At 65.8% G+C, this 24,472-nt stretch carries 24 protein-coding genes; 10 read left to right on the forward strand and 14 right to left on the reverse strand.

Features of this window, described 5'->3' with window-relative positions:
* The first annotated feature begins 16 nt into the window (after positions 1-16).
* Both AC1DRP_RS03685 and AC1DRP_RS03690 read left to right on the forward strand, forming a co-directional pair.
* The gene (locus AC1DRP_RS03685) at positions 17-1,084 is read left to right on the forward strand and encodes an NAD/NADP octopine/nopaline dehydrogenase family protein (RefSeq protein ID WP_476767815.1); all 1,068 of its coding nucleotides are present in this window, start codon (positions 17-19) and stop codon (positions 1,082-1,084) included.
* A 150-nt stretch (positions 1,085-1,234) separates the two neighbouring features.
* The gene (locus AC1DRP_RS03690; protein WP_441492694.1) at positions 1,235-2,050 is read left to right on the forward strand and encodes a DUF72 domain-containing protein; all 816 of its coding nucleotides are present in this window, start codon (positions 1,235-1,237) and stop codon (positions 2,048-2,050) included.
* A 6-nt stretch (positions 2,051-2,056) separates the two neighbouring features.
* On the opposite strand, the gene AC1DRP_RS03695 is transcribed toward AC1DRP_RS03690, so the two are convergent.
* The 7 genes from AC1DRP_RS03695 to htpX all read right to left on the reverse strand — a co-directional run bounded on the left by AC1DRP_RS03695 (position 2,057) and on the right by htpX (position 9,843).
* Entirely contained in the window at positions 2,057-2,524 is a 468-nt protein-coding gene (locus AC1DRP_RS03695) for a YbaK/EbsC family protein (protein ID WP_441507449.1), read from the reverse strand.
* On the reverse strand, positions 2,521-2,799 hold the full coding sequence (locus AC1DRP_RS03700) for a hypothetical protein (protein WP_043242153.1): 279 nt from the start codon (positions 2,797-2,799) through the stop codon (positions 2,521-2,523). The genes AC1DRP_RS03695 and AC1DRP_RS03700 overlap by 4 nt, the downstream gene beginning before the upstream one ends.
* 3 nt (positions 2,800-2,802) lie before the next feature.
* Positions 2,803-3,981 carry a low temperature requirement protein A gene (locus AC1DRP_RS03705; protein WP_476767816.1) on the reverse strand — a complete coding sequence of 393 codons (1,179 nt, stop codon included), beginning with the start codon at positions 3,979-3,981 and terminating at the stop codon, positions 2,803-2,805.
* A 79-nt stretch (positions 3,982-4,060) separates the two neighbouring features.
* The gene (gene purH, locus AC1DRP_RS03710; protein ID WP_441492698.1) at positions 4,061-5,653 is read right to left on the reverse strand and encodes a bifunctional phosphoribosylaminoimidazolecarboxamide formyltransferase/IMP cyclohydrolase; all 1,593 of its coding nucleotides are present in this window, start codon (positions 5,651-5,653) and stop codon (positions 4,061-4,063) included.
* A 100-nt stretch (positions 5,654-5,753) separates the two neighbouring features.
* Complete coding sequence (locus AC1DRP_RS03715) at positions 5,754-7,481, reverse strand: heparinase II/III family protein (protein ID WP_476767817.1); 1,728 nt, start codon at positions 7,479-7,481, stop codon at positions 5,754-5,756.
* Between the two features lie 72 nt (positions 7,482-7,553).
* Positions 7,554-8,915, reverse strand: a complete 1,362-nt coding sequence (locus AC1DRP_RS03720) for an RsmB/NOP family class I SAM-dependent RNA methyltransferase (protein WP_476767818.1) — start codon at positions 8,913-8,915, stop codon at positions 7,554-7,556.
* Between the two features lies 1 nt (position 8,916).
* The gene (gene htpX / locus AC1DRP_RS03725; RefSeq protein WP_441492701.1) at positions 8,917-9,843 is read right to left on the reverse strand and encodes a zinc metalloprotease HtpX; all 927 of its coding nucleotides are present in this window, start codon (positions 9,841-9,843) and stop codon (positions 8,917-8,919) included.
* Positions 9,844-9,956: 113 nt separating this feature from the next.
* Between htpX and AC1DRP_RS03730 the strand changes: the two genes are divergently transcribed.
* Both AC1DRP_RS03730 and AC1DRP_RS03735 read left to right on the forward strand, forming a co-directional pair.
* Positions 9,957-10,226, forward strand: a complete 270-nt coding sequence (locus tag AC1DRP_RS03730; RefSeq protein WP_441492702.1) for a DUF1674 domain-containing protein — start codon at positions 9,957-9,959, stop codon at positions 10,224-10,226.
* Positions 10,227-10,290: 64 nt separating this feature from the next.
* A complete protein-coding gene (locus tag AC1DRP_RS03735) occupies positions 10,291-11,592 on the forward strand; it encodes a class I SAM-dependent methyltransferase (RefSeq protein ID WP_441507444.1) in 1,302 nt (433 codons plus the stop codon).
* 116 nt (positions 11,593-11,708) lie between these two features.
* Here the strand turns inward: AC1DRP_RS03735 and AC1DRP_RS03740 are convergent, their stop codons facing one another.
* Positions 11,709-12,026, reverse strand: a complete 318-nt coding sequence (locus AC1DRP_RS03740) for a DUF2853 family protein (RefSeq protein ID WP_069878671.1) — start codon at positions 12,024-12,026, stop codon at positions 11,709-11,711.
* A 239-nt stretch (positions 12,027-12,265) separates the two neighbouring features.
* Between AC1DRP_RS03740 and AC1DRP_RS03745 the strand changes: the two genes are divergently transcribed.
* Positions 12,266-13,213 carry a 2-hydroxyacid dehydrogenase gene (locus AC1DRP_RS03745; protein WP_476767819.1) on the forward strand — a complete coding sequence of 316 codons (948 nt, stop codon included), beginning with the start codon at positions 12,266-12,268 and terminating at the stop codon, positions 13,211-13,213.
* A gap of 63 nt (positions 13,214-13,276) precedes the next feature.
* Here AC1DRP_RS03745 and AC1DRP_RS03750 read toward each other — a convergent pair whose 3' ends face one another.
* The 6 genes from AC1DRP_RS03750 to AC1DRP_RS03775 form a co-directional block, all read right to left on the reverse strand.
* Positions 13,277-13,762, reverse strand: a complete 486-nt coding sequence (locus AC1DRP_RS03750; protein ID WP_441492768.1) for a L,D-transpeptidase — start codon at positions 13,760-13,762, stop codon at positions 13,277-13,279.
* 173 nt (positions 13,763-13,935) lie between these two features.
* Positions 13,936-15,114, reverse strand: coding sequence for an aminotransferase class V-fold PLP-dependent enzyme (locus AC1DRP_RS03755; protein WP_476767820.1), 1,179 nt, complete (start codon positions 15,112-15,114; stop codon positions 13,936-13,938).
* Positions 15,114-16,190, reverse strand: a complete 1,077-nt coding sequence (locus tag AC1DRP_RS03760) for a tryptophan 2,3-dioxygenase family protein (RefSeq protein WP_441492706.1) — start codon at positions 16,188-16,190, stop codon at positions 15,114-15,116. The genes AC1DRP_RS03755 and AC1DRP_RS03760 overlap by 1 nt, the downstream gene beginning before the upstream one ends.
* Before the next feature lie 58 nt (positions 16,191-16,248).
* On the reverse strand, positions 16,249-17,082 hold the full coding sequence (locus tag AC1DRP_RS03765; RefSeq protein ID WP_441492707.1) for a heme ABC transporter ATP-binding protein: 834 nt from the start codon (positions 17,080-17,082) through the stop codon (positions 16,249-16,251).
* Positions 17,075-18,154, reverse strand: coding sequence for a FecCD family ABC transporter permease (locus tag AC1DRP_RS03770; RefSeq protein ID WP_476767837.1), 1,080 nt, complete (start codon positions 18,152-18,154; stop codon positions 17,075-17,077). Before AC1DRP_RS03770 ends, AC1DRP_RS03765 begins: the two co-directional genes overlap by 8 nt.
* A 26-nt stretch (positions 18,155-18,180) precedes the next feature.
* On the reverse strand, positions 18,181-19,137 hold the full coding sequence (locus AC1DRP_RS03775; protein WP_476767821.1) for a heme/hemin ABC transporter substrate-binding protein: 957 nt from the start codon (positions 19,135-19,137) through the stop codon (positions 18,181-18,183).
* Between the two features lie 301 nt (positions 19,138-19,438).
* Between AC1DRP_RS03775 and AC1DRP_RS03780 the strand changes: the two genes are divergently transcribed.
* From AC1DRP_RS03780 to AC1DRP_RS03800, 5 genes are all read left to right on the forward strand, one after another.
* Positions 19,439-21,511, forward strand: a complete 2,073-nt coding sequence (locus AC1DRP_RS03780; RefSeq protein ID WP_476767822.1) for a TonB-dependent hemoglobin/transferrin/lactoferrin family receptor — start codon at positions 19,439-19,441, stop codon at positions 21,509-21,511.
* A 79-nt stretch (positions 21,512-21,590) separates the two neighbouring features.
* Positions 21,591-21,938, forward strand: coding sequence for a heme-degrading protein HmuQ (gene hmuQ / locus AC1DRP_RS03785; protein ID WP_441492710.1), 348 nt, complete (start codon positions 21,591-21,593; stop codon positions 21,936-21,938).
* A gap of 11 nt (positions 21,939-21,949) precedes the next feature.
* The gene (gene hutX, locus AC1DRP_RS03790) at positions 21,950-22,492 is read left to right on the forward strand and encodes a heme utilization cystosolic carrier protein HutX (RefSeq protein WP_441507439.1); all 543 of its coding nucleotides are present in this window, start codon (positions 21,950-21,952) and stop codon (positions 22,490-22,492) included.
* Positions 22,493-22,743: 251 nt separating this feature from the next.
* Positions 22,744-23,427 carry a DUF1684 domain-containing protein gene (locus AC1DRP_RS03795; protein WP_476767823.1) on the forward strand — a complete coding sequence of 228 codons (684 nt, stop codon included), beginning with the start codon at positions 22,744-22,746 and terminating at the stop codon, positions 23,425-23,427.
* Positions 23,428-23,557: 130 nt separating this feature from the next.
* Positions 23,558-24,457 (forward strand): glycine betaine ABC transporter substrate-binding protein, encoded by a 900-nt coding sequence (locus AC1DRP_RS03800; RefSeq protein WP_476767824.1) that lies wholly within the window; start codon positions 23,558-23,560, stop codon positions 24,455-24,457.
* Positions 24,458-24,472: the final 15 nt, after the last annotated feature.

The raw sequence follows: 24,472 nt of genomic DNA on the forward strand, positions 1-24,472 counted from the left end.
CAAGAGTCCATCGAACATGCGTGTCGCCATCATCGGCTCCGGCGGTATCGGCCGAGGCTATGCCGCCTATCTGACGCAACAGGGGCATCAGCCGGTGCTGTGGTCGCCGAGCGGAGCGGAGCTGGCGGATTTCGCCGGGCGCGCGGAACTGACGGTAACCGGGAAGATCGTCGCATCCTTGCCCATCGCGGTCGCGCAGAGCTGTGCGGACGCCGTGGCGGGCGCCGAAACCGTCATCGTGGCGGTGCCGGCCAATGGCTTCCGAACCGTGCTGGAAACGCTTTCGGAGCATCTGCATCACGGCCAGAGCGTGGTCATCAGCGCGCATAGCTCCTTTGCCGCACTCTATATGCATGACCTGTTGGCGAAGCGCGGGATCACGCTGCCGATTGCCGCCTGGGCGACGACCGCGCTGACCGCGCGCAAGACGGGGCCGCGCAGCGTCAACATCTCCGGCATCCGTGCCCGGCTCGACGTCGCGACCGTGCCGCGACGCTTCGCAGCGGAGGGGCACTCGATCTGCCAGGCATTGTTCGGCGATCGGTTCGAGCCCCGTGAAGACCTGCTCGCCATCATGCTGAGCAACCTCAATCCGCCCGGCCATATGGCGAGCATGCTGTGCAATCTGACCCGCGCGGAACAGGGCGAGGATTGGCCGAATTACGGGAGCACGACGCGCGGCGTCGGCCGCATCATCGATGCGATGGACGCGGAGCGGCTCGCGCTTGCGGCGGCCTTCGGACTCGCGGTGCGCAGTGTGCAGGATCACTATGCCCTGTCCTTCGGCGTCACGCCTGGCCCTGTCGGCGAGATGGCTGCCGCGGTCTATGCCATGCGCCCGGAGCTGATGGGGCCGAAGACGCTCGATACCCGCTTCATCACCGAGGACGTGCCCTTCGGGCTCGTGCCGCTCGAACTGCTCGGTGCCGTCACGGGCGTGGCAGTGCCGTTGCATCAGGCCGGCATCGCGCTGTTCAATGCGGTCTGCGCGCGGGATTTCAGGGCGGAGAACGATCTCCTGCCGTTGCTGGATCTGGGCGGCCTGGACGCCGCTGGTCTGCACAAGCGGTTGCGCGACGGCTGAGGCCGGGTCGTCGAACGCCTGCTGACAGGCGCTGACAAGCCGTTTGGCCACGATATGACGAGACGGGTTGGGACGGCTCTCCGAAAGCGGGTGGTCTCAATGCCCGTTTGCGACAAGAATGCCGCCAGCCAGCTTGAACGAGGAGCCGTCATGTCCGCAGCAGCAAAGGGCGCCATCAGGATCGGCATCGGAGGCTGGGTTTTCGAGCCTTGGCGCGGCAGCTTTTACCCTGACGGTCTCTCCCAGAAGCGTGAGCTCGAATATGCCAGCAGCAAGCTGACTTCGATCGAGATCAACGGAACCTATTACGGCTCGCAGAAGCCCGAAAGCTTCGCCAAATGGCGCGAGGAGACGCCGGACGGCTTCGTCTTCTCGTTGAAGGGTTCACGCTATATCACCAACCGCCGCGTGCTTGCGGAAGCTGGCCCCTCGATCGAGAAATTCATCACGGGCGGCGTGCTGGAGCTCAGGGAGAAGCTCGGCCCGATCAACTGGCAGTTCATGGCGACCAAGGCCTTCGACCCGGTGGATTTCGAGGCTTTCCTGAAACTGCTGCCGAAATCCGTCGAAGGCCGCGCGCTCCGCCACGCCGTCGAGGTTCGCCATGACAGTTTTCGCTCGCCGGACTTCGTCGCGCTGCTGCGCGAATACGGCGTAGCGGTCGTCACTGCAGCGGATTCCAAATACACGCAGATTGCCGATCCGACGGCGCCTTTCGTCTATAGCCGCATCATGGGCACGCAGGAGGCCGAACCAAACGGCTATTCGGCCACAGACCTGGACGCCTGGGCCGAGCGTGCCCGTCGCTGGGCGGAAGGCGAGGTGCCGAAGGATCTCGACACAGTCGCGACGCCCGCAGGAGTGCAGGGCGGCCGCGATGTCTTTTTATATGTCATCAGCGGCGACAAGATCCGCAACCCGGCTGCTGCAATGGCCTTGATCGAGCGCGTCGGCGGCAAGGGCTGAGGCCCGTCAGGCCGGTTCCTGGCAGACATCGACCCATTCGGCCTTGGTCAGCTCGACCATGCGTTGCGGGCTGATGCGGAGTGCGCTCTGGGTGGATCCGGCAGCCGGCACGACTTCGTCGAAGGCCTTCAGCGTGATGTCGCAATAGACCGGCAGCGGGGAGGCAAGCCCGAAGGGGCAGACGCCTCCGACCGGATGGCCGGTGATCTCGGTGACCTCGCCGGCATCGAGCATGCGCGGCTTGCCGCCAAAGGCCGCCTTGGCCTTGCGGTTGTCCAGCCGCGCATCGCCGCGCGCGACGACCAGCACGACCCGCTCGCCGATCCGGAGCGAGAGCGTCTTGGCGATCTGCGCCGGCTCGACGCCATGAGCCGCCGCGGCTAGCGAGACCGTCGCACTGCTCTCTGCAGTCTCGATGATGGCGATGTCCGGCGCGTGCTCCGCGAAGAACGAGCGAACCGATTCGAGACTCATGCCGAGGCCTTTCCAAAGAACCAGCGTAGCAGCAGCGCGATCGCCATCGGGATGCCGAAGACGATGAGCAGGATCGGAGCCTCCTCGAGAACCGTGTAGCCGGCGCGGGTCACGCCAACGACGAGATTGATCAGCGAAACCGCGAGCCAGAGCGGAATGAACAGTTTGACCGCATAGGCGATGGGGTGCGCGCTGCTGCGGTTCAACCGCGGCGCCAGGAACAGCAGCAGGCCGAGCAGCGCAAAGCCGGCCGAGAGCATCTTCATCGTATGCATGCGTCAGGCCTCCTTCGGCCGAAGCGAGAGCGTTTCCCAGGCCGCGACCAGGACCAGGATGAGCGTTGCACCGAAGCTCAGCGCGAGCGGCGGCAGGATCGCGCCCGTCGGAGCCCAGAGGACCAGCAGTCCAAGCCCGACGAGGTGGGACAGCGGATACCATCCTGCCGTGGCCTTCTTGAAGAGCAGATTTCCGATCACGTAGAAGATCGGCCCCGCGATGACGGCGATCGCCACCTTGAGCTCGGTGTGGCCGGTCGGGTGCGCGAGCACGAACTCGTCGCCGACGGCGACCAGGATGATTCCGGCGACGAGAGGCAGAGGGATGAAGGTGTAGGCGCTGCGAGCCAGCGAGCCCGGATCTTCCGCCATGGAGATGCGCTGGCTGCCGCGCTCGGCGCCGACATGAAAATACAACCACCACATCGCGACGRAGCTGAGAAAGGCATTGGCGAAGGCAAGCGAATTGGGCAGCGTTGCTGCCAGCTTCGATGCGGTGGCGCCCGTCACCAGTACGGATTCACCGAGCGCGATGATGATGAAGAGCGCGCATCGTTCGGCAAGATGCGCGCCTTCGATATCCCATTCGGCGGTGCTGGAGCGGCCGAGACCAGGCACCCTGAAGCCGATCCAGGGCGCGCCATATTCAAGCGCAAGTGCGAGCGCCCAGAACCCGAAGCGGAGACCGCCATCGGCTAATCCGCCGATGATCCAGAACACGCCGGACAGCGCGAACCAGAGGCATATGCGTTGGAAGTTCCGGTAGTTGGCGGGGCTGCGGCCCCGTAGGCTGATCAGCGTGAAGACGCTGCGTCCAAGCTGCATCGCGACATAGGCGCAGGCGAAGATCAGGCCGCGATCCTCGAATGCGCCCGGCAGCGAGGTCGTGAGCGCCAGGCCGATGAACATCAGCACGAACAGCATCAGACGGACCGGCGTCGAGTCGGGGTCGAGCCAGTTGGTCACCCAGCTCGTGCAGACCCAGGCCCACCAGACCGCGCCGAGCAGCAGCGTGGCCTGGGCGAGCCCAAGCAGCGTGAAATGCTCCAGCAATGTGTGCGAGATCTGCGTGATCGCGAAGACGAAGACGAGATCGAAGAACAGCTCGACGAAGCTGACCTTGGCGTGTTCGTGTGCAACGCGCGTCCGCAAGGGCGTGCGCCGCTGATGGGTCTGCGTCATGCCGGCCTCGCTCGCGACGCCGGCAGAATAGGACCAGGCCGCGCCCGTGGTCGAGAGCGGCCCTTGCGGCGTCCGCGCCTCAGTGGCGGAAGTGGCGATGGCCGGTGAAGACCATGGCGAGGCCGGCCTCGTCGGCCGCCTTGATCACTTCGTCGTCGCGCATCGAGCCGCCGGGCTGGATCACCGCCGTGGCACCGGCCTCGGCCGCGGCAAGCAGGCCGTCGGCGAAGGGGAAGAAGGCGTCGGAGGCCACGACCGAGCCCTTGGCGAGGCTCTCGGCAACGCCAGCAGCCTTCGCAGCCTCGCTCGCCTTCCAGGCCGCGATGCGCGAGGAATCGACGCGGCTCATCTGGCCCGCGCCGATGCCGACAGTCGCCTGACCCTTCACGTAGACGATGGCGTTCGACTTGACGTGCTTGGCGACGCGGAAGGCGAAGCGAAGATCGGCGAGCTCGGCCTCGCTCGGCGCGCGCTTGGTCACGACCCGCAGTTCCATGTCGTCGACGACGGCGTTGTCCCGAGCCTGTGCGAGAAAGCCGCCGGAAACGGTGCGCAGCGACAGCCCGCCGCCGCGCGGATCGGGCAGGCCGCCGGTCAGCAGCAGCCGCAGGTTCTTCTTGGCGGCGATCATCGCGATCGCCTCGTCATCGGCTTCGGGCGCGATGATCACTTCGGTGAAGACCTCGACGATCTTCCGTGCCGCCTCGGCATCAAGCCTGCGGTTGAGCGCGACGATGCCGCCGAAGGCCGAGACCGGGTCGCAGGCCAGCGCCTTCTCATAGGCCTCGAGCAGCGAGCTGCCGCTGGCGACGCCGCAGGGATTGGCGTGCTTGACGATGACGCAGGCGGCCGAGACTGCAGGATCGAACTCGGCGACGCATTCGAAGGCGGCGTCAGTGTCGTTGATGTTGTTGTAGGAGAGCTGCTTGCCCTGGACCTGGCGGGCAGTCGCGACACCGGGGCGCTGCTCGGGGGTGCGGTAGAACGCGGCCCATTGATGCGGGTTCTCGCCGTAGCGCAGCGTCTCGGCGAGGCCGCCACCGAGGGCGCGGTAGGCCGGGGATGTCTCCGCCAGCTCGTTGGCGAACCAGTTCGAGATCGCGGCGTCATAGGCGGCGGTGCGGGCATAGGCCTTCTGGGCGAGCTTGCGGCGCAGCGTCAGCGTGGTCGCGCCCTTCTGGCTCTCGAGTTCCCCAAGGACGGCGGCATAGTCCGACGCGTCCACCACGACGGCAACGTCGTTGTGGTTCTTGGCGGCGGCRCGGATCATCGCGGGGCCGCCGATATCGATGTTCTCGATGCAGTCGTCATAGGCGCGGCCGGCGGCGACGGTTGCTTCGAACGGATAGAGATTGACGACGAGCAGGTCGATCGGCGCGATGCCGTGGCCGAGCATCGAGGCCTGATGCTCGGGATGCGAGCGGATGGCGAGAAGGCCGCCATGCACCTTGGGGTGCAGCGTCTTGACGCGACCGTCCATCATTTCCGGGAAACCGGTGAGATCGGAGACATCGGTGACGGGCAGGCCGGCCTCGGCGATCGCCTTGGCGGTGCCGCCGGTCGAAACCAGCGCGATGCCAAGACGGTGAAGGGCGCGCGCGAATTCGATCAGCCCCGTCTTGTCGGAGACGGAAAGAAGGGCGCGTTCGACGCGGCGAAGCTCAGTCGGCATCGGGACAATCCGGTGTGCAGTGCAATGAAGGCGGCTTGGCGGGGCCGTATCATGCCGGGCCCTGGATGCAAAGGGCGGTGTCCGGAGCGGCGTCCCGCCGTCAAAGCGGCGGTTGTGCCTCGGGTCCGCCCCGTTCATGCGACCGCGTTGCCCGCGGTGCCGTGCCGACGCGGGTCAAGCGCCAGGTGACTTGCGGCGTCACGGCAGCGTCGAAGCTGATCGTCAACTGCTCGGTTCTCCGTTTGCCGTCGGCTGCGGCGAGGAAGATGCTTTCCTCGATCGTGACGGCAAGGCCGGAGGCTTCGAACTCCCAGACTTCGCCGGATGGCAGCGCGAGCAGGGCGCCTTCGCCCTCGCGGATCAGGCTCGTTCGGATACCGGGGTGCAGGTGGAAGCGTGCCACGGCCGGCAGGGTTTCGGTTCCCTTGGGCAGGGCGATCTCGTCTTCGCCTGTCAGCGTCGTGCCGTCATTGCTGAGCAGCAGGCGGCGGGTGTGCAGGGCGCCGAGATTGCGATGGTAGCCATCATGGCTCGCGACCCATTCATGGCCTGCCTCGCTGTCCTGCCGCGCGACGCGCACGTCGGAGGGGCCGGCGATGATGCGGTGTTCACCGAGTACGAGGCCGAAGGAGGCGCTGGAGCGCTCCGCCAGGATCACCGTGGAATGGGCTGCGGTGCTACGCGCGGCCAGCCGGAGCTCGGGCGGTCCGAAACGGCTGGCGCCGCAATTGACGATGATGCGCTGGCTGCCGCTTGAGAACTCGAAGGACAGGCAACCTGCATGGGCCTCGACCGAGTTGGCCCCTCGCGGCGCCGCGCCGGCATCGACCACCACGGTGCTGCGGCCGGCGCCGAGCCGATCATAGCCGGAATAGGCGGCATGCTCGATCGGCCGCGCGCGGGCGTCGTCATAGGCCGCGAGCGTAGCCATCAGATCGGGCGGGGTAATGCCCATGCCGTTGAAGAGGGCGAGCGAGCCGTCGCCATGCCGGAACAGCCGCAGATGCGGCATCATCCGCTCGATCGCCATGAGGACACTGCGCGGAGGTTCGAGCCCGCGCGCGACGAATGTCTCGCGCAGGGGCAGGAGATCGAGCAGCAACTCGATGATCAGCCGCGGATTGCGGCTGAKATGGCCGCCATCGGGCAGGATCTGGACGTCGAGCTCGTCGGACAGGGCGGCCTCGGCGCGCCTCAGCCGGCGCTCCTGGCCGTCGAGGCTGATCGCGGCGAAGGTCACTGCGATCAGGCATTGCAGCCGCGCTGCGCCATCGACCGCGCCGGACAGCGTCAGCGTCAGCCGCTCCGTCAGCCGCCCGACATGGCGGATGAAGCGCTCGTAGAAAGCGTGATCTGCGCCCTCGAGAAGGAGCGGCGAATGCGACAGGAAGGAGATCAGTCGACGCGCGGCGACAGCCGGCTGCCTTGCGATCTCGCTGCGGTCGTGCCGCCTGTCGATGAACTCGTCGACCAGCGCGCGCGCATTGGCGCGGGCGATCGCGGTATCGGCGGCGCGCATGTGCCGAAGCCAGGAGAAGCCGTACAGGGCCTCGGACCAGCCCTCGCTCGGCGGCTGGCAGTCGAAGGGCGATTCGCCATGGGTTCTCAGCGTGCGTCCGGCGAAAGCATAATACCCGGAATAGATATCGCCGGCCGTAGTCGGATCGGCGGTGCGCAAATCATGCGGAGCAAAGAGCAGACGGGTGGCCTGGACATGGCCGAAAGGCCAGAGCTTCCGCGCGGCGCCGACGAACTGGCCACGCGTACGCCGCGCAGCYCGACCGATCGCCGCCTGGGCAAGCCCCCTACGCTCAGTCCAGCCGTTCAATGCCCCCGCTCACCCCGTCCCGATGCGAATCGTCCCGGAGGACGTGGTCGCGCCCTGCGAATCCCGGTTTCGTCATAGCCTGATCAGACGGCTTGCGTAAAATCCTGTCCATCCTGAGAGCCGCGGGCTTTCGCCGCGAAGCTGATGCGGCAAGGTACGAAGGTCGCCGGCGGCGTTGATCGCCTCAGGGAGGCCGCCGATATCCTCGGGCTTGATCGGCACGCGCGCAAAATCCGGGTTCGCGGCGAGGAAGGCGTCGATCTGGTTCTCGCCCTCTTCCGGTTCAAGCGAACAGGTGCAGTAGACCAGGCGGCCGCCGGGCCGCGTCAGGCGCGCCGCCGCGTCGAGCAGCCGGGCCTGGAGTGCGGCGAGCTTGTCGCGATCCTCGGGTGTCTTCGTCCAGGCGACATCGGGATGGCGGCGGATCGTGCCCGTGGCGCTGCAGGGGGCGTCGAGCAGAACCGCGTCGAACGGCTCGGCCTGCCAGTTTGCGGCGTCGGTCGCCAGGATCTCRGCCGTGAGCCCGAGCCGTTCCAGATTGGCGCGCAGGCGGCGCAAGCGCGGCGCCGAACGATCGACTGCGGTCACGGCGGCGCCGGCTGCCGCGAGCTGTGCCGTCTTTCCGCCCGGCGCGGCGCAGAGATCGGCGATGCGTTCGCCCGGCTTGGGCGCCAGCAGCAGCGCCGGCAGTGCGGCGGCGGCGTCCTGCACCCACCATTCGCCTTCCGCAAAGCCAGGCAGGCTCGGCACCGGCGAGYGTTCGCGCAGACGCACCGATCCGGTCGGCAGCACGATGCCGCCGAGTTTCTCGGCCCAGCCTTCGGCGTCACCCTTCACGCTCAGATCGAGCGGCGGCTCGTCGGCGTGGCTTGCTGCGATGGCGGCGGCCGTTTCATCGCCATAGGCGCTGCGCCAGCTTTCGGCGAGCCAGGGCGGGGTGTCGGCAAAGGGGGCGGCGCTTCCGTTCAGGATCGCGTCGCGCTCGCGGGCAAGCCGGCGCAGCAACGCATTGCCCAGCGCGACATAGCGGGCCGAACGCGCATCCTCGTGGAGATGGCGGATCGCGAGATCGACGGCGGCATGATCCGGCACGTCGAGGAACAGGATCTGGGCCGCGCCGGCGACCAGAATCGGCTCGAACGGGCCCGAATTCTTCGGGCTGCCGCGTTCGAGCCGCGCATTGATGGCGTGCTGGATCGTGCCGAGCCGGCGGAAGGCGGTGATGGCGATGGCGCGCGCCAGTGCTGCGTCGGCGGCGTCGAGCCCGAAGGCCGGGCTCATGCGTTCATAGGTTTCGTCGAGCGCGGTGCCGGCCCGGAGCACCTCGTCGATCAGGTTCGCTGCAAGGCGGCGCGCCGGCAGACCCGGGGCATCATCGGCTGGCCGGGCGGGAGCCGGTGCCGGTTTGCCGCGCGAATTGTCCTGTTCAGTCATCTCAGCCCCACGGGCCGGGCTTGTGGGAGCCGTTCCACGGGCTCTGTGCGGCCTGGCTGGTGAAGCCGCCGGCATTGCGACCCCGGCCGATACCCATGGCGCGCGCCTGTTCCATCAAGGCGGCGATTCGATTGCCGGTGTCGGGGTGGGTCGAAAACAGAGAATCCATGCCGCGTCCGCTCAGGGGATTGATGATGAACATGTGGGCCGTAGCAGGCTTGGCCTCCGCCGTCTCGTTCGGAATATGCGCGACGCCCCCGGCGATCTTGGCAAGCGCGTCCGCGAGCGCGACCGGATTGCCGCAGATTTCGCCGCCGAGCCGGTCCGCCTCGTACTCGCGGGAACGCGAGATCGCCATCTGGATCACCATCGCGGCCATCGGCGCGAGCACCGAAATCAGGATCTGCACCAGCAATCCCGGCCGGTTCTCGCGCGAGCCGAAGAACATGCCAAAGGTGGTGAGCGAGGAGATTGCGCCCGCCATGGTCGCGGTGATGGTCATCGTCAGGGTGTCGTGATTTTTGATGTGGGCAAGCTCGTGTGCCATCACGCCGGCGAGCTCATCGTAGCTCAGCGTGCGCAGGATGCCCGTGGTCGCGGCGACGGCTGCGTTCTGCGGGTTCCGCCCGGTGGCGAAGGCGTTGGGCTGCTCCTCGTCGATCAGGTAGACCCTCGGCATCGGCATGTTGGCGCGCGCGGCAAGGTCGCGCACCATGCCATAGAGTTCGGGCGCGCTGCGCTCGTCGACCTCATGGGCATTGTGGGAGGCGAGCGCGAGCCGATCCGAATTCCAGTAGCTGTAGAGATTGGTCGCGGCGGCGATCCCGAGCGCGATCAGCATGCCGCCCGCGCCGCCGAGCAGATAGCCGACCACGGCGAAGAGCGCGGTGAGGCCGGCCATCAGGATGCCGGTGCGGACGTAGTTCATCTTGGTCCCCTTTGTCGGTCGCAGTCCGGGATGATGAATTCGCTCTCCCCGAATGCGGATTTGCGCCTTATGTGGTGAAGACCATGCCGATCCCGCAAGAGAGCGCTGTGCCAATGCCGAACGACATTGCCAAGGATCAAACTTCGGCCAAGGATCAAGCCTCGGCCAAGGATCAAGCCGCAGTCCTGACGAGCGAGACCGATCGGGCCAGGAGCCTTTCGCCGGCGGCGCAGCGCGCATTGGCCGAAGCACAGGCGCGACGCGCCGAGATCGACGCCAAGGCGGCGGCGGCAAAGCGTGACAAGGAGCTCAACGGCCGCGGTGGTCTCGATCCGGTGCGCTACGACGACTGGGAAGTGAAGGGAATCGCGAGCGATTTCTGACGGGTGGTTGCCAAGCCCCACGCCTGCCGTCAAACAGGTCGGGACGGGGATGGATCGGCCACGCATGGATCGCGACACCAAACGCCTCGCCGCCTTGCGGCGACTTCTGACCGAGGCACACCAGAAACTTGGATTGAAGCTCGGCTTCGCATTATGGGACGGGAGCCGCATCCCCTCCGAGTGGCCTGAGGACGGCCTTGCGATCGCGATCCGCGACTCCGGCGCCGTTGCAGCGCTGCTCCGCAAGCCGAAGCTCGACACGCTGCTGCATCTGCATGTCACCGACCGGATCGCGATCGTGAACGGAACGATCTTCGATCTCGCGGCGGCGCGCCCGGAGGGAAAGGTCGCGCGGCTGGCGCGCGGTATCCCGAAATCGGCGGTGTTCGATGTCGTGAGGCGCTTCCTGCTCGCGCCCGGCGCTGCGCCGCAGGCCGTCGAGCACCTGCAGGGCGACAAGGCCACCCGCGATGGCGCTCCCGCCACCAACAAGGCCAATATCGCCTATCATTACGACGTTTCGAACGCGTTCTACCGGCTCTTCCTCGATGAGGAGATGGTCTACACCTGCGCCTATTTTACCGAGGATCATACCGATCTCGAGCGGGCGCAGCGCGACAAGCTCGACATGATCTGCCGCAAGCTACGCCTGCAGCCCGGCGAGAAGCTGCTCGATATCGGCTGCGGCTGGGGCGCGCTGATCTGCCATGCCGCGCAGCATTATGGTGTCGAGGCACATGGCGTGACGCTTGCCGAGGAGCAGCTCGCGCTGGCTCGCGAGAAGGTCGAGCGACTCGGTCTTCAGGACAAGGTCACGCTGCATCTCAAGGATTTCACGGAGATGGAGGGGGTCTTCGACAAGATCTCCTCGATCGGCATGTTCGAGCATGTCGGCATCCGCAATCACCCGGCCTATTTCCAGGCGGTGAACCGGCTGCTCAAGCCGCGCGGTCTCTATTTGCACCATACGATCTCGCGGCGAGCCAAGAAGACCGAGCGCGCCTTCAACAAGATGCCGGCCGAGTACCGGGCGTTGGTGCGCTATATCTTCCCGGGCGGTGAACTCGACCATCTCGGCATGTCGATCGCCAATCTCGAGCGCCATGGCTTCGAGGTGCATGATGTCGAGGGGTGGCGCGAGCATTACCAGCGCACGACGCGGCTATGGTTCGAGCGGCTGAATGCACGCAAGGCCGAGGCCGAGGCGGAGATCGGTCCCGAGCGGACGCGGATGTGGCTGCTCTATCTCGCGGGCTGTTCGCTCGCCTTCGAGCGCGGTGGCGCGCTGATCAACCAGACGCTGGTCTCGAAGCGGCGCAAGGGACCATCGGGTCTGCCGCTGACGCGCGCGGACCTCTATCGCTGAGCGTGGCGAGAAGCGGATAGGCAATATGGTCGGCCTGGAGCCGACCATCTCGTCCTGGAATAGATTTGTGATCCAGGATGCCCGGGGCCAGCCCGGGCATGCGCGCAGGGCGCGTCTTACTTCTTCACGAAGAGATCCAGCTTCCCGTAGTGCTCGGCCAGCAGGTAGTAGAAGGTCAGGCGCGACTTGGTCTTGTCGTCCTTCATATGCTCGCAGGTTGCCTTGATGGATGCATCGAGATCGGCGCTCTTGAGACCGAGTTTCTTCTTCAGGAAGTTCTCGCGGACGCGCTCCAGTTCGGCCGGATCCGTGCAGGCGACGAAGCGGGTGTCGGGCTTGCCCATGACGAGCGCGTAAGATTTGGACATACCGGCAAAGGCAGCTTCGTTGACGGCCTTCCTGGCGTATTTCTTGACGTCGGCGAGATGATCCATCGATAGCCCCTGTTGGGCTCGGTGCTTCAGGCCCGAGCGCGATTGAAGTCGTGCAAGCAAACGTTAACGCGCTTCTTTGTCGCAGGCGAGAGGTTACGCTAGGCGATGTTGGCCTTTTTCGGCGAGGCGTTCAGAGCGGTTGCATTGCGTCGGCGAGATGGCGGTCCCCGCTCCGAAACGGGTTGAGCAAGCTGCCGTTCGATGTTGCGATGCAACACCGCCATGGAGCTTGATTCCTGATGAAGCCGACCATCCTCATGGCGCCGCGCCTGCCTGATCGGCTCGTCGCGCGTCTGAACGAAAGCTACACATTGCTTGGCCCGATGGCGCGCTCAGCTCCGGATGCGTTGCCGGCAGGGGCCGAGGAGGTTCAGGCTCTCCTGACCATCGGCAGCCACAAGACGGATGCGGCGTTGATCGATGCCCTGCCGAAGCTGCGGTTGATCGCGTGCTACGGCACGGGTTTCGAGGGGGTCGACCGGGTGCGCGCCAAGGAGCGCGGCATCCTGCTGAGCAATGCCGCCGACAGCAACGCGACAAGCGTCGCGGAATTTGCCATGGGCCTGCTCCTGGCCAGCGCGCGGCAGATCAATAGCGGAGACCGGTTCCTGCGCGCCGGACGATGGCAAGGCAATGCGGTCGCGCGGATGGCGCATGTGCCTGGACTGGCTGGTCGCAAGCTGGGCATTTACGGACTTGGCGCCATTGGTGCCCGCATTGYCAGTCGCGCTGCGGCCTTCGACATGACGATCGGCTACCATAATCGGTCGCCGCGCGCAGACCTGCCCTATCTCTATCACGACAGCCTGCTCGGGCTGGCTCACTGGGCGGACCTGCTGGTCGTTTCGGTGCGTGCCAGTGCCGAGAACCGCTACGCGATCAACGCGGAGGTACTGAAGGCGCTCGGTCCGCAAGCGCATCTCGTCAATATCTCGCGCGGCATCGCCGTGGATGAGTCTGCGCTATGCGACGCGCTCGAGGCGGGCGTGATCGCGGGTGCGGCGCTCGATGTCTACGAGAACGAGCCGCATGTCTCCGAGCGGTTGCGGGCCTGCGAGAATGCGGTGCTGACGCCCCATATCGGCGCCAACGCGGAATCGGCGCAGCATGCCCAGCAGGATTTGCTCATCGGCAACCTCGCGGCCTTCTTTTCCGGAAGGCCATTATTGTCGCCGGTTGCCCTCTGAAGCCTCAGTCCGAAAAGTGGATTGCGGCTTTCGCGGACAGCCGATGCAATCACTAGAGATGATCTAAGGCAGGACCACCACGGGCGTGCCCATGCGGACGCGGGCATAGAGATCGATCACGTCGGGGTTGTGCATCCGGAAGCAGCCAAAGGAGGCCGCTGTTCCGATCGTGCCCGGCGCGTTGGTGCCGTGGATGGCGTATTCACCACCCGGCCCGAGGCCGATGACACGGGCCCCCATCGGGTTGCGGGGCGAGCCGCCGGCGATGACGTTGGGCAGGTTCGGCTGGGCGCGCTTGACCTCGGCCGGAGGACTCCAGGCTGGCTCGACTGCGAGTTCCTCGACATATTTGACGCCGCGCCATTGCTTGCCGGCTTTGCCGACGGCGATCTGGTAGCGGATCGCCTCACCAGGCGCCGTGACGAAATAGAGGCTGCGCTGGCCGGTGCGGATCACGATCGTGCCTGGGTAGTAGCGCTGGTCCTGGAACTGGACGAGTTCGCGAGCGAGCGCGGGGCGGCCGGCGAAGGCAAGGGCCAGCAGGGACATCGCGCCTGCAAGCAGCAGGTCGATGGGGGCGAGGCGTCTGGTCACGGTTCATCTCCCGCTTCGGGTTCTGCGGGAGATGTGGCGCTGCGACCGTGAACCGGCGGTTGAGCGATATGGTGAAGCCTGGATTCACGATGAATCCGGCGTAAAATCGATCATTCCGATGATTTCGATCAGGCGTTCAGGGCCTTCATCCGATCGAGAGCCTCGGCCACATCTCCGTCCGACAGCGCCAGTCCAAAGCCGAACCGCAACACGTCGCCGCGATGATCCGTGGCGATGCCGTGCTTCGCCAGTGTCGCCTCCAGCGCTCCGGCTCCCGCGGTGCGGAAGGCGAGGAAATTGCCATGTGCCGCAGGATTGCCAACGGGCGTGATCAGTTGGGCCGGGGATAGCCCGGGAATTGTCAGCGTATCGAGGCCGGAGAGGAACTGCCGCATCAGGGAGATGGCGTGCTCGTGGACGTGATGCGCAGCGAGACTGTTGGCCTGCAGCCATGCCAGCACGGCTCGCATGCGATAGAGCCCGCTGGGATCGAAGGTGGCGCCGAGGAAGCGACCGCCGTCGGCGGAGTAGCCGACACTGCTGCCGGGGGGAGCCGCGAGCGCGCCGAAGGCTGCAAACCAGCCGGTGTCGCGCGGGCGCGGGCCATAACCTGGCGGGCAGTGCACGAAGCAGCAGCCCTCGCCGGCCATCGCGTATTTATAGCCTCCGGCGATGTAGAAGACGCGGTCCGCAATCGCCGAAAGGTCGGTCGGCAGGGCGAGGTAGCCGTGATAGCCATCGATCGCGACCAGGGTTTCCTCGGACGGTACTGCGCCGGCAAGCGCTGCGAGATCGCCTGAGGTCGCTCCCGAATTGAACAGGACCTGGCTGACATAGATCAGGTCGTGGCCACCGGCGATGATCGCCGTCCGGAGGCGCTCGTGAAATGTTGCGAAGGGCTCTGCGGCGATCTCGTCGAGCTGGATCAGTCGCTCTTCGGCCAGTCGGGCGAGCTGCCGCCGAGYCGTGTGGAATTCGGCGCTCGTCGTCAGTATGCGAGGGGTGCGGTCGGCTGGCAGGCAGGAGAGGAGGCGACGCAGGAATTCGTGGGTGTTCGGCGCAAAGGCGATGCTCGACGGATCGGGAAGCCGGAGCTCGCGGGCGATGCCGGCCTGAACCGCCGGAATCAGCTCGCCGAAGACGAGGCTCCATTTATGGCCTGCGAGGCGGGCGGCGTCGGTCCAGGCCTGTTCCTGCGCCGCGAAACTGACATCGGGCCAGTCGTGATGGCTATGCGCCGCGAGGTTGATCCGCTCCGGTGCCGCGTTGCGGAAACGGCTGAAATGAGCTGTCCAGTCGCCGTGCATCAGGCCGCCCCGTAGCTGAAGCCCATGCGCCGGCGTACCCCCTCGGGCAGGGCCGGCAGGTCCCGGGCGGCGAGCAGATAACTGGAGAGATGGAAGAGGTCGATGAAGATGCGGTGCTTCTCGGCCGTGGCGCGCAAATAACCCGAGCCCGAGGAGCCGCCGGTGCCGGGCCGGACGCCGATCATGCGCTCGACCATGAGCGCATGGCGCAGGCGCCAGAGCGTCAGGCTTTCGTCGATGTCCATCAGGTTTTGCAGGAGCCGGAAGGGCAGCTGCAGCACGGGCATGTCGCGATAGAGCGCGATGAATAGGGCTGCTTCGATCGCGCGCGCCGACATGTGCCAGGTTGTGCCGGCGGCGTCCGGCTCGAACAGGGCCTGGAAGCGGGCGAGCGCCGTTTCGATCGCGGCGGCATCGGCCTGGCGCTGCGCTTCCGGCAGGGACGGATCGGTGCCGACGCTGCGCGCATCGCGCTGTAGCGCCGCGGTCACGGCGGCACGATAGCTTTCACGGAAACTGTAGTCGCCAAGTGCGACGAAGGGCGTGCGCGCGAGCCAGGCGTCAAGCTGAGATAGCAGGGACGGTCTATGCTCGGCGTCGAGTTTGGCACGATCCTCGGGCGCGAGGCGTTCGCGCATGCTCTGATCGTCGATCCGGAGACGGAGCGTATCGGCGAGACCGAGACGGCTCTCGATCAGCCGGAACTGCACGGACTGGAAACCCGAGGCCGGGGTCAACAGGTCGCGGAATTCGAGGAAGCCGGCGGGCGTCATCGTCTCCAGGACGTCGAGCTGGCCCACCAGAAGCTTCAGGATCTCATGAATGCGGCCGAGGCCCGCGACGATGCGGCCAAGATTCTCGTCGGCGACCGGGCTCGCCGAGAAGTCGAGCTGGATGCGGTCGAGCTCATGCAGGATTTGCTTGAACCAGAGCTCATAGGCCTGATGGACGATGATGAAGAGCATCTCGTCATGGGCCGGCGTGCCGGCCTTCACGCTCTCCAGGGTCTGGCAGGCCAGCAGATCGTCGACCTGAAGATAACGTCCGTAGGACAATCTGCGCGGTGAAGCGGACATGATCGCGGACCCCGGTTCGGAGCAATTATTTCAAGCTTAAAATAACCGCTCCGGGGGATCAAGCGGCTGCGTTGGGGCGGTGCTGCTGGGGCAGGAGGAAGGGCAGGCCGGCGGCGGGCGCGCGGCTGAAGCTGAGGTCGACCTTGAAGACATTGCGCAGCAAGGCGTCATCCAGCGTTGCTGCCGGCGCCCCCTGGGCGACGATGCGGCCGCGGTCCATCACGACGAGGTGGTCGGCATAGGTCACGGCGAGATTGATATCGTGGAGCACGATCAGCACGGCCACGCCGCGGGCCGCAATCGCGCGTGCCATATCGAGCAGGGCGAGCTGATGGCAGAGGTCGAGGCTGGCGATCGGCTCGTCGAGGAAGAGGGTCTGCCGCGCAGCGACGCTGCGACCGGCCTCGAGTTGGCAGAGCACGCGGGCGAACTGCACGCGCTGCTGCTCGCCACCGGACAAGGTCTGATAACGCCGCGCGGCGAGCTCGGCGACGCCGGCCGAGGCCAGGCATTCGCCGACGAGGGCTTCGCGGCGCTGACGCGACAAGGCGCGCCCGACACCGTCCACGCCGAGGCGTGCGACCTCATAGACGCTGAAGGGAAAGGCGAGCCGCGTGTGCTGCGCCATCACGGCCCGCTGGCAGGCCAGGCGCCAGGACGGGATCGCGGAGAGGCGCTCGCCGTCGAGCAGGACCTCGCCATTGGCAGGCTTCAGTTCGCCGGTGACCAGCTTGAGCAGGGTCGATTTGCCGGCGCCGTTGGGGCCGATCAGGATCGTGGTCTTGCCCGGTTTGAGATCGAGCGAAGCCTCGCTGACCAGCGCGCGCCCGCTGGCCATGAAGCTCAGGGACCGGCCTGAGAGGATCGGCTCGTTGTTGATCGGCTCAGACATCGAGACCATCCGCGCGACGCAGCAGGAGCCACAGGAAGAAGGGCGCGCCGAGTGCTGCAGTGACGATGCCGATCGGCAATTCGGCCGGGGCGACGATCAGGCGCGCGACGATATCTGCGGCGACGAGAAGCGTTGCTCCGCCGAGCGCCGAGAGCGGCAGCAACAGCCGGTGATCGGGGCCGATGGCGAGGCGGATCAGATGCGGCACGACGATGCCGACGAAGCCGATCACGCCGGCCGAGGCGACGCTGGCGCCGACGGCCAGGGCCACGAGCAGGATCGCCAGCKCCTTGATGCGCTGGATCGGGATGCCGAGATGGTAGGCTTCGGCCTCTCCGAGCATCAAAGCGTTCAGCCCGCGGGCCAGGAGGGGCACCGCCAGCAGCAGCGGCAGGACGATGGGCGCGATGACCACGAGCTTGGTCCAACTCGCGCCGCCAAGGCTGCCGAGCGACCAGAAGGTCAGGTCGCGCAGCTGTCGGTCGTCGGAAATGAAGGCGAGGACGCCGGTCAGCGCGCCGGCAAGCGCGCCGAGCGCGACACCGGCGAGCAGCATGGTCGCGACCGAGGTCCGACCCTGGCGGGTCGCAATGAGATAGAGGGTCAGGGTCGAAATCAGGCCGCCGCAGAAAGCGCCGAACGGGAGGGCTGCAAAAGGCAGCTTCATCGTCAGGCCGGCGAGAAGGCGGTCACCGAGCACGATGGTCGCAGCCGCTGCCAGGCCGGAGCCGGCGGAGACGCCGACGAGGCCGGGATCCGCGAGCGGATTGCGGAAGAGCCCTTGCATCAGGGCTCCGGAAATCGCGAGTGCGGCGCCAACGAGGGCGCCGAGCAGCACGCGCGGGAGGCGGATATTGAGGACGACGAGCGCGTCGCGCCCTTCCAGCAGGGCGGTCTCGCCTGTCAGCCTGGCCCAGAGGATCTCGGCGACCCGGCCAGGCGGAATCGAGAACGCACCTTGCCCGACGGCCACGATCATCAACAGGCCGCAGAGCAGAACAAGGCCGACGATGACCAGAACGGCCTGCCGCCGTTGTCCGGCTGCGAAGCTGGCGAGCGCGGCCGTGGCCATCGTGTCGGCTGGACGGACGGCCAGCGTCATGGTGCAGCGGCGGTCTTGAGCGGCGGGATCGCGGCCTCGGGGTAGAGCGCTGCCATCAGGTCGCGGGCTGCCGCCGGTGTGCGCGGCCCGAAGCCGAGCAGGTAGAGGCCATCCATCCTGACCAGCGCCATCTTCGCCGCGGCCGGGGTCTGCGAGAAGGTCGGCATGGCGAATACTTCCTCCGGCGATGCATTATGGCTGCTGCTGTTGCGCATCATCAGGATCACGTCGGGGGCGGCCGCGATGATGGCCTCGTCGTTCAGGGGTTTGAAGCCCTCGACCGCAGTCGCGGCGTTGACGCCGCCGGCCATCTGGATGATCGCATCGGCCGAACTGTTGCGGCCGCCGACCAGCACGCGGCCGTTCTGGAGCGACAGGACGAAGAGCACGCGCTTCTTGGCCGGCAGGCTGGAGCGCAGCGTCTGAAGTTCGTCGAAACGCAGCTTCGTCTGCTGCGCGAGGCGCGCCGCGGGTTCGGCCGCACCTGCGACGGCGCCAATCGCCTGGATCTTGGTGACGACGCCATCAGGCGAGTTGTCTTCCGGAATGCTGGCGAGGCGCAGCCCGGCCTCGTTAAGCAGCGATACCGCTCCGGGAGGTCCGGCGCCCTCGAGTGCAATAACCAGCGAAGGCTTGAGGGAGAGCACACCTTCGGCCGAAAGTGCACGGACATAGCCGACGCTGGCCTTGTCGCGCAGGGCCTCGGGGGGGAACTGGCTGGTGGTGTCGACACCGATGATCCGGTCCTGCAGGCCGAGTGCATAGAGCACCTCGGTGATCACGCCGCCGACAGCGACGATGCGATCCGGAGTTTGTGCCTGGGCCGGGCTGGGGAGCGTGGACGGGGCAAAGAGGCCGGCGGCGGCCAGAAACGTCAGTCCGATCGCGGCGCTCAGTTCGCGTCGATGGGGCCGTGCGCCGAGCGTCCTTGAAGGCGCCAGGGGGCTTGGCATGATGGTCTCTCCGCTTCACGGGTTGCGCGTCAATGGAAGATGGGATCGGAATCGATCTCGTCTAGCCAAGAGTGCGCGACATCTCGTCGTCTAAAGGTGATCTAAAGCAGTTGTCAGTTTTTAATTATTCTAAGGAAGGGTAAATCTTAAGCGTTGTTGACGGTGATATTCAGCTTTACTACAAAGGGTCAAGAGCGGCGCGCCGGGACGGTGCGACCGCCCGCGCCAGCCAGCCACACGCAGCCCGCGTCCAGCCAGCCAGTCGCTGCAAAATCTTCAGGTCAGGTTCGGGGCTGGACGTATGAATTCTCACGCCGCGCTGTTGCGCGCTTCCGTTTCCGTGGCTGCCATCGCGCTATGGTCGCTCGGCGCTCATGCTCAATCCCAGCCGGCGCCAGCCTCCGCTGCTACGCCGATTGCGCTGGACGAGATCACCGTGACGGCGAGCAAGCAGGAAGAGCGCGCGATTGACGCGCTGGCCTCGGTCTCTGTGATGACGCGCAACGAGATCCGTTCGCAGCAGCCGCAAAGGCTCGGGACCCTCCTCAACCAGATGCCCAGCGTCTCGACACAGGAAAACCCGAACGACCCCGCGACCGCGATCAATATTCGTGGCCTGCAGGATTTCGGCCGCGTCGCGGTGACGGTCGACGGCGCGCGCCAGAATTTCCAGCGATCGGGCCATAATGCCAATGGCGCCTTCTTCCTCGATCCCTCTTTCGTACGCGTCATCGACGTGACGCGCGGCCCGGTTGCCAACATCTACGGTTCAGGCGCGATCGGTGGCGTCGTGTCCTTCGAGACGGTCGATCCCAAGGATATCCTCAGGCCCGGCGAGCGCGCAGCGGCCGAGATCGGCGGTACCGGTGTGTTCGCTCGCCAGACCGGCGTCTTCGGCAATGCCATCGGCGCCTTCCGGCCAAATGACGTCGTCGCGGGCCTGGTCGGGCTTTCGTTCCGCTCACTCAATCCCTATCGCGACGGCAATGGCACCAAGATCGCCGATACCGGGCAGGACCTGGTTTCAGGTCTCGGCAAGATCGTGATCACGCCCGGCGAAGGCCAGGAGCTCAAGCTCGGTGGCCAGTACCAGCGTTACGATTTCTCCAACGGTGTCGGCACCCCCACGGCCCCGCGTCGCGACAACGAGGTCACGACGCAGAACTACACGGCGCGCTACAGCTTCTCGCGGCCCGATATCCCGTGGCTGAACCTGAACATCGGTGCGTATTCGACCTCGACGGACACAGACCAGACCCAGATCTCGGGTACGGGCGCCGCCCTGGGCGCGAAGCGCTATTTCAAGGTCCAGACCACGGGGTTCGACATCTACAACACCTCGAAATTCGATCTGGGCGCGGCAGCGCTGAATCTGACTTACGGCGCGGACTGGTTCGAGGATCGCGTCAGGACCAGCGATCCGGTCAGCAATGGCGACGAGACAACGCCGTCCGGCAAGCGCAGCGTCTATGGCGGCTTCGTGCAGAGCCACGTCAAGTATTCGATCTTCGACCTGATCGGCGCGCTGCGCTACGACGCCTATGAGCTCAGCGGCGGTCGCACCTCGTCGGATGGCAACCGCATCTCGCCCAAGCTGACGCTCGGCGTCACCCCGCTGCAGGGGCTGCAGGTCTATGGCACCTATGCCGAGGGCTATCGGGCGCCGTCGGTGACCGAGACGCTGGTAGACGGGCCGCATCCGGCTCCCGCCAGCTTCATCTTCCGGCCGAACCCGAACCTGAAGCCGGAAGTGGGCAAGACGCTCGAGGCCGGCGTCAATCTGAAATATGACGACATCCTGAGCGAGGGCGACCGCTTCCGCGGCAAGCTCGCCGTCTACAGGAACGACGTGAAGAACTATATCGACGGTATCTTCGTCGATCCCGGTGCTCCCTGCGGCGCGCCGATCCCGGGCGCCTGCAACGATGCCTTCTTCTCGTACCAGAACGTTGCCAAGGCGCGCATCACCGGCTTCGAGGCCGAACTCGGCTACGACGCGAAGCGCTGGTTCATGACCCTTGCCGGCTCGACCATCCGCGGCGACAACAGGACGCTGAACCAGCCTCTGGAGTCGATCTATCCTGACAAGCTGGTCCTCAACGGCGGTTTGCGCTTCTTCGAGGAGAAGCTGACGGTGGGCGCCCGGCTGACGCTGGTCGACGATCAGAAGCGCCTGCCGCCTGGATCGCAGGTGCTCGCGAGCAAGGCCTATGCGCTGGTCGATCTCTACGCCGACTACAAGATCACGCCGGATGCCCGCGCCTATCTCTCGCTCGAGAATGTCGGCGACGTTCGCTATCGCCGCTACCGCGACGGTGACAACAGCCCGGGCTTCGTCGGCAAGATCGGCTTCTCGACGCGCTTCGGCACATGAGGACTGCAATGCCGCCAGGCACTGCCCGCTTCCCGTTCAACCAAGCCAGCCAACAGCCAGCCAACTGAGGAAAACACCCATGTTCATCGCCATGAATCGCTTCAAGGTCGTCAAGGGAGAGGAGGCCGCTTTTGAGACGGTCTGGTCCTCGCGCAAGACCCGCCTCGACGAGATGAGCGGCTTCATCGCCTTCCATTTGCTCAAGGGGCCGGAGAAGGAAGACCATACCCTCTATTCCTCGCACACGACCTGGGCCTCGAAGGAGGATTTCACGGCCTGGACGAAGTCCGACCAGTTCCGTGAATCACACCGCAATGCCGGCCAGCCCAGGGCTACGCCGATGTATCTCGGGCATCCCGAATTCGAAGGTTTCGAGACGGTGCTCAGCGAGGCCAATCCGCATTTGCCCCGCCAGGCGGCAGAGTGAGGGAGGACGGCATGTCGATCTCGCAGGCGAGTGCAGCGGCGGTCCAGGACCCGTCACAGACAGACCCGATGGAGCGCGTCAGGCAGGCGCTGGCAGCCAAGCCGGATGGCGTGATCGAGGCCATCGCCCGCGAGGTCGGCGTGCCGACGCTCGCGGTGCTCGAGGCAGCGCCGGCCGACCAGCGCCATTTCATCGCTGCCGAGCGCTTCGAGGCTCTGTGGCAGGCGCTCTCGACCTGGGGCGAGGTGCTCTTCATCGTCCACACCGCCGATATCGTGCTGGAATGTGAAGGCTCGCTGCCCGTCGGCTCCTTCGGCCATGGCTACTACAACATTCATGGCGACAGCCCGATCGGCGGACATATCAAGGCAGGCAACTGCACGGCGATCTATCTGGTCGATCGACAGTTCCATGGCCGCCGCTCCTGCTCGGTCCAGTTCTTCAATGCTGCCGGCGAAGCGATGTTCAAGGTCTTCGTGCGGCGCGACGAGAAGCGTGCGCTGATTGCCGAGCAGGTTGCGCTCTTCGAAGGCCTGAAGACGCAATTTTCCTGACAGCTCGGGCTTCCGATCCGCCAGTTCAACGCCGTCGTCGCGATCTCGTGACGGCGGCGTTCTTCATTGGCCTTGGCTTTGTGCCTCGACGCGACGATTTTTGCTGGCACCGCCGGGAACGCTGACACGGCCTGACAGCAGGATCGGCACAATGGGCGATGTGGGAACGCCTGCGTCGCCGACGCGTTGACCGGCGGCGGCGGTTCTCGTGCCTAAGCGATCCCGTTCAGTCGAACCGAAGGCTGCACTCCATGAAAAACCAGATCATTGCCGGAGCGGAATCCACCAGATCAGGGGCTCGCCTGTCTGCGAGCGCGGTACTCGAGAACATGGCCTCGCTCCAGGATTGGCGTCGGCAGGTGGCCGATCTCTACGCAGCGGTCCGGGCGATGCCGGCGGAAGCGGGCTGGACGCAGTGGCGAAGCGTACGCGACCGGTTGTTTCGCGAGCATCGGCAGTCGCCGCTTGCGGCCGCTCGGCGGCAGCGCTTCAGGGGCATCCGCTATTTCTCCTACGATCCGGCGCTGCGCTTCGAGGTCGGGCTCCGGCCCGCGATCGGGCGTGAAACCATTCGGGTCGAAGCCGGAAAGGACGGCGCCATGGTGCTCCGGCCCTACGCGCTGACCGACGGATTGGAGGGCGCGCTCGGTCGGGAGCTGACGCTTTACTGGATCGAGGGCTATGGCGGCGGGACCTTCCTGCCCTTCGGCGATGCGAGCAATGGCGAGGAGACCTTTGCCGGCGGCCGCTACCTGCTCGACACGATCAAGAGCGCTGATCTCGGCGCGACTTCGCAGGGGCGTACGATCCTCGACTTCAATTTCGCCTATTACCCGTCCTGCGCCTATTCCGAGGCCTGGGTCTGCCCTTTGTCGCCCATCGAGAATCGCCTGCCCGCCGCCATCCGCGCGGGCGAACGAAATCCCCTCAGTTGAGCGCTTGCCCGGGGCGTTCGTTCTCCGAGACTGGAATCGCGAAGGCGCTTTTCTCCTTCACGAGCCCGAAACTTGCATCGCTGTTCGATCCCTCGTTAGCTAACCCCTTGAGCCATCACAGGAGGCAGCCATGAAACTTGTCAGCATGCGCTTCGCGAAGACGGTCTGTACTGTTGCCGCCATGATCCTGGTCGGGCTGTCGGCGGCAGCGGCCCAGACGATCAAGATCGGTTCCAAAAATTTCACCGAGCAGTTCATCGTTGCCGAGCTCTATGCCGCGGCCCTCGAGGGCGCTGGTTTCAAGGTCGAGCGCAAGATCAATCTCGGTGGCACGCTGGTGGCGCATGAGGCCCTGAAGAGCGGCGCGATCGATCTCTATCCGGAATATACCGGGACCGGCCTCAACGCCGTGATGAAGGCCCAGGGCGTGACCGAAACCGACCCGGAGAAGGTGCGCGGCATGGTCAAGGCCTTCTACGAGAAGGAGTTCAACCTGACCTGGCTGAAGCCTTCCGGCATCAATAACGGCTATGCCATCGTGGTGCGGCCGGAGACGGCGAAGGAATACAACCTCAAGACCCTGACAGATCTCGGCAAGGTCTCGTCCAAGCTCCGGCTCGGCGCCGGTACCGAATTCGTCGACCGCCGTGATGGCATCGCGGGTCTCAAGGAGGTTTATGGCGCCGAGTTTGCCGAGTTCAAGCAGTTCGCTGCGCTCCGGCTGCGCTACGAGGCGCTGAACCAGAAGCAGGTCGACATCGCCAACGGCTTCTCCACCGACTGGCAGATCGCGGCGGAGAAGTTCGTAGCGCTGGACGACGACAAGTCGCTGTTCCCGCCCTATTTCCTCGCCCCGGTCGTGCGTCAGGAGATTGCCGGCAATGCMAAGGTCGTCGAGATCCTCGAGAAGGTCGGGGCGGCGCTCAACAATGCGACGATGCAGGAGCTGAACCGACAGGTCGAGGTCGACAAGAAGGAGCCGCGCGTCGTCGCCGCCGCCTTCCTGAAAGCCAAGGGTCTTGTCCGCTAAGGCGGGCGGTCTGCG

Source organism: Allobosea sp. 01N443 (assembly GCF_056399325.1).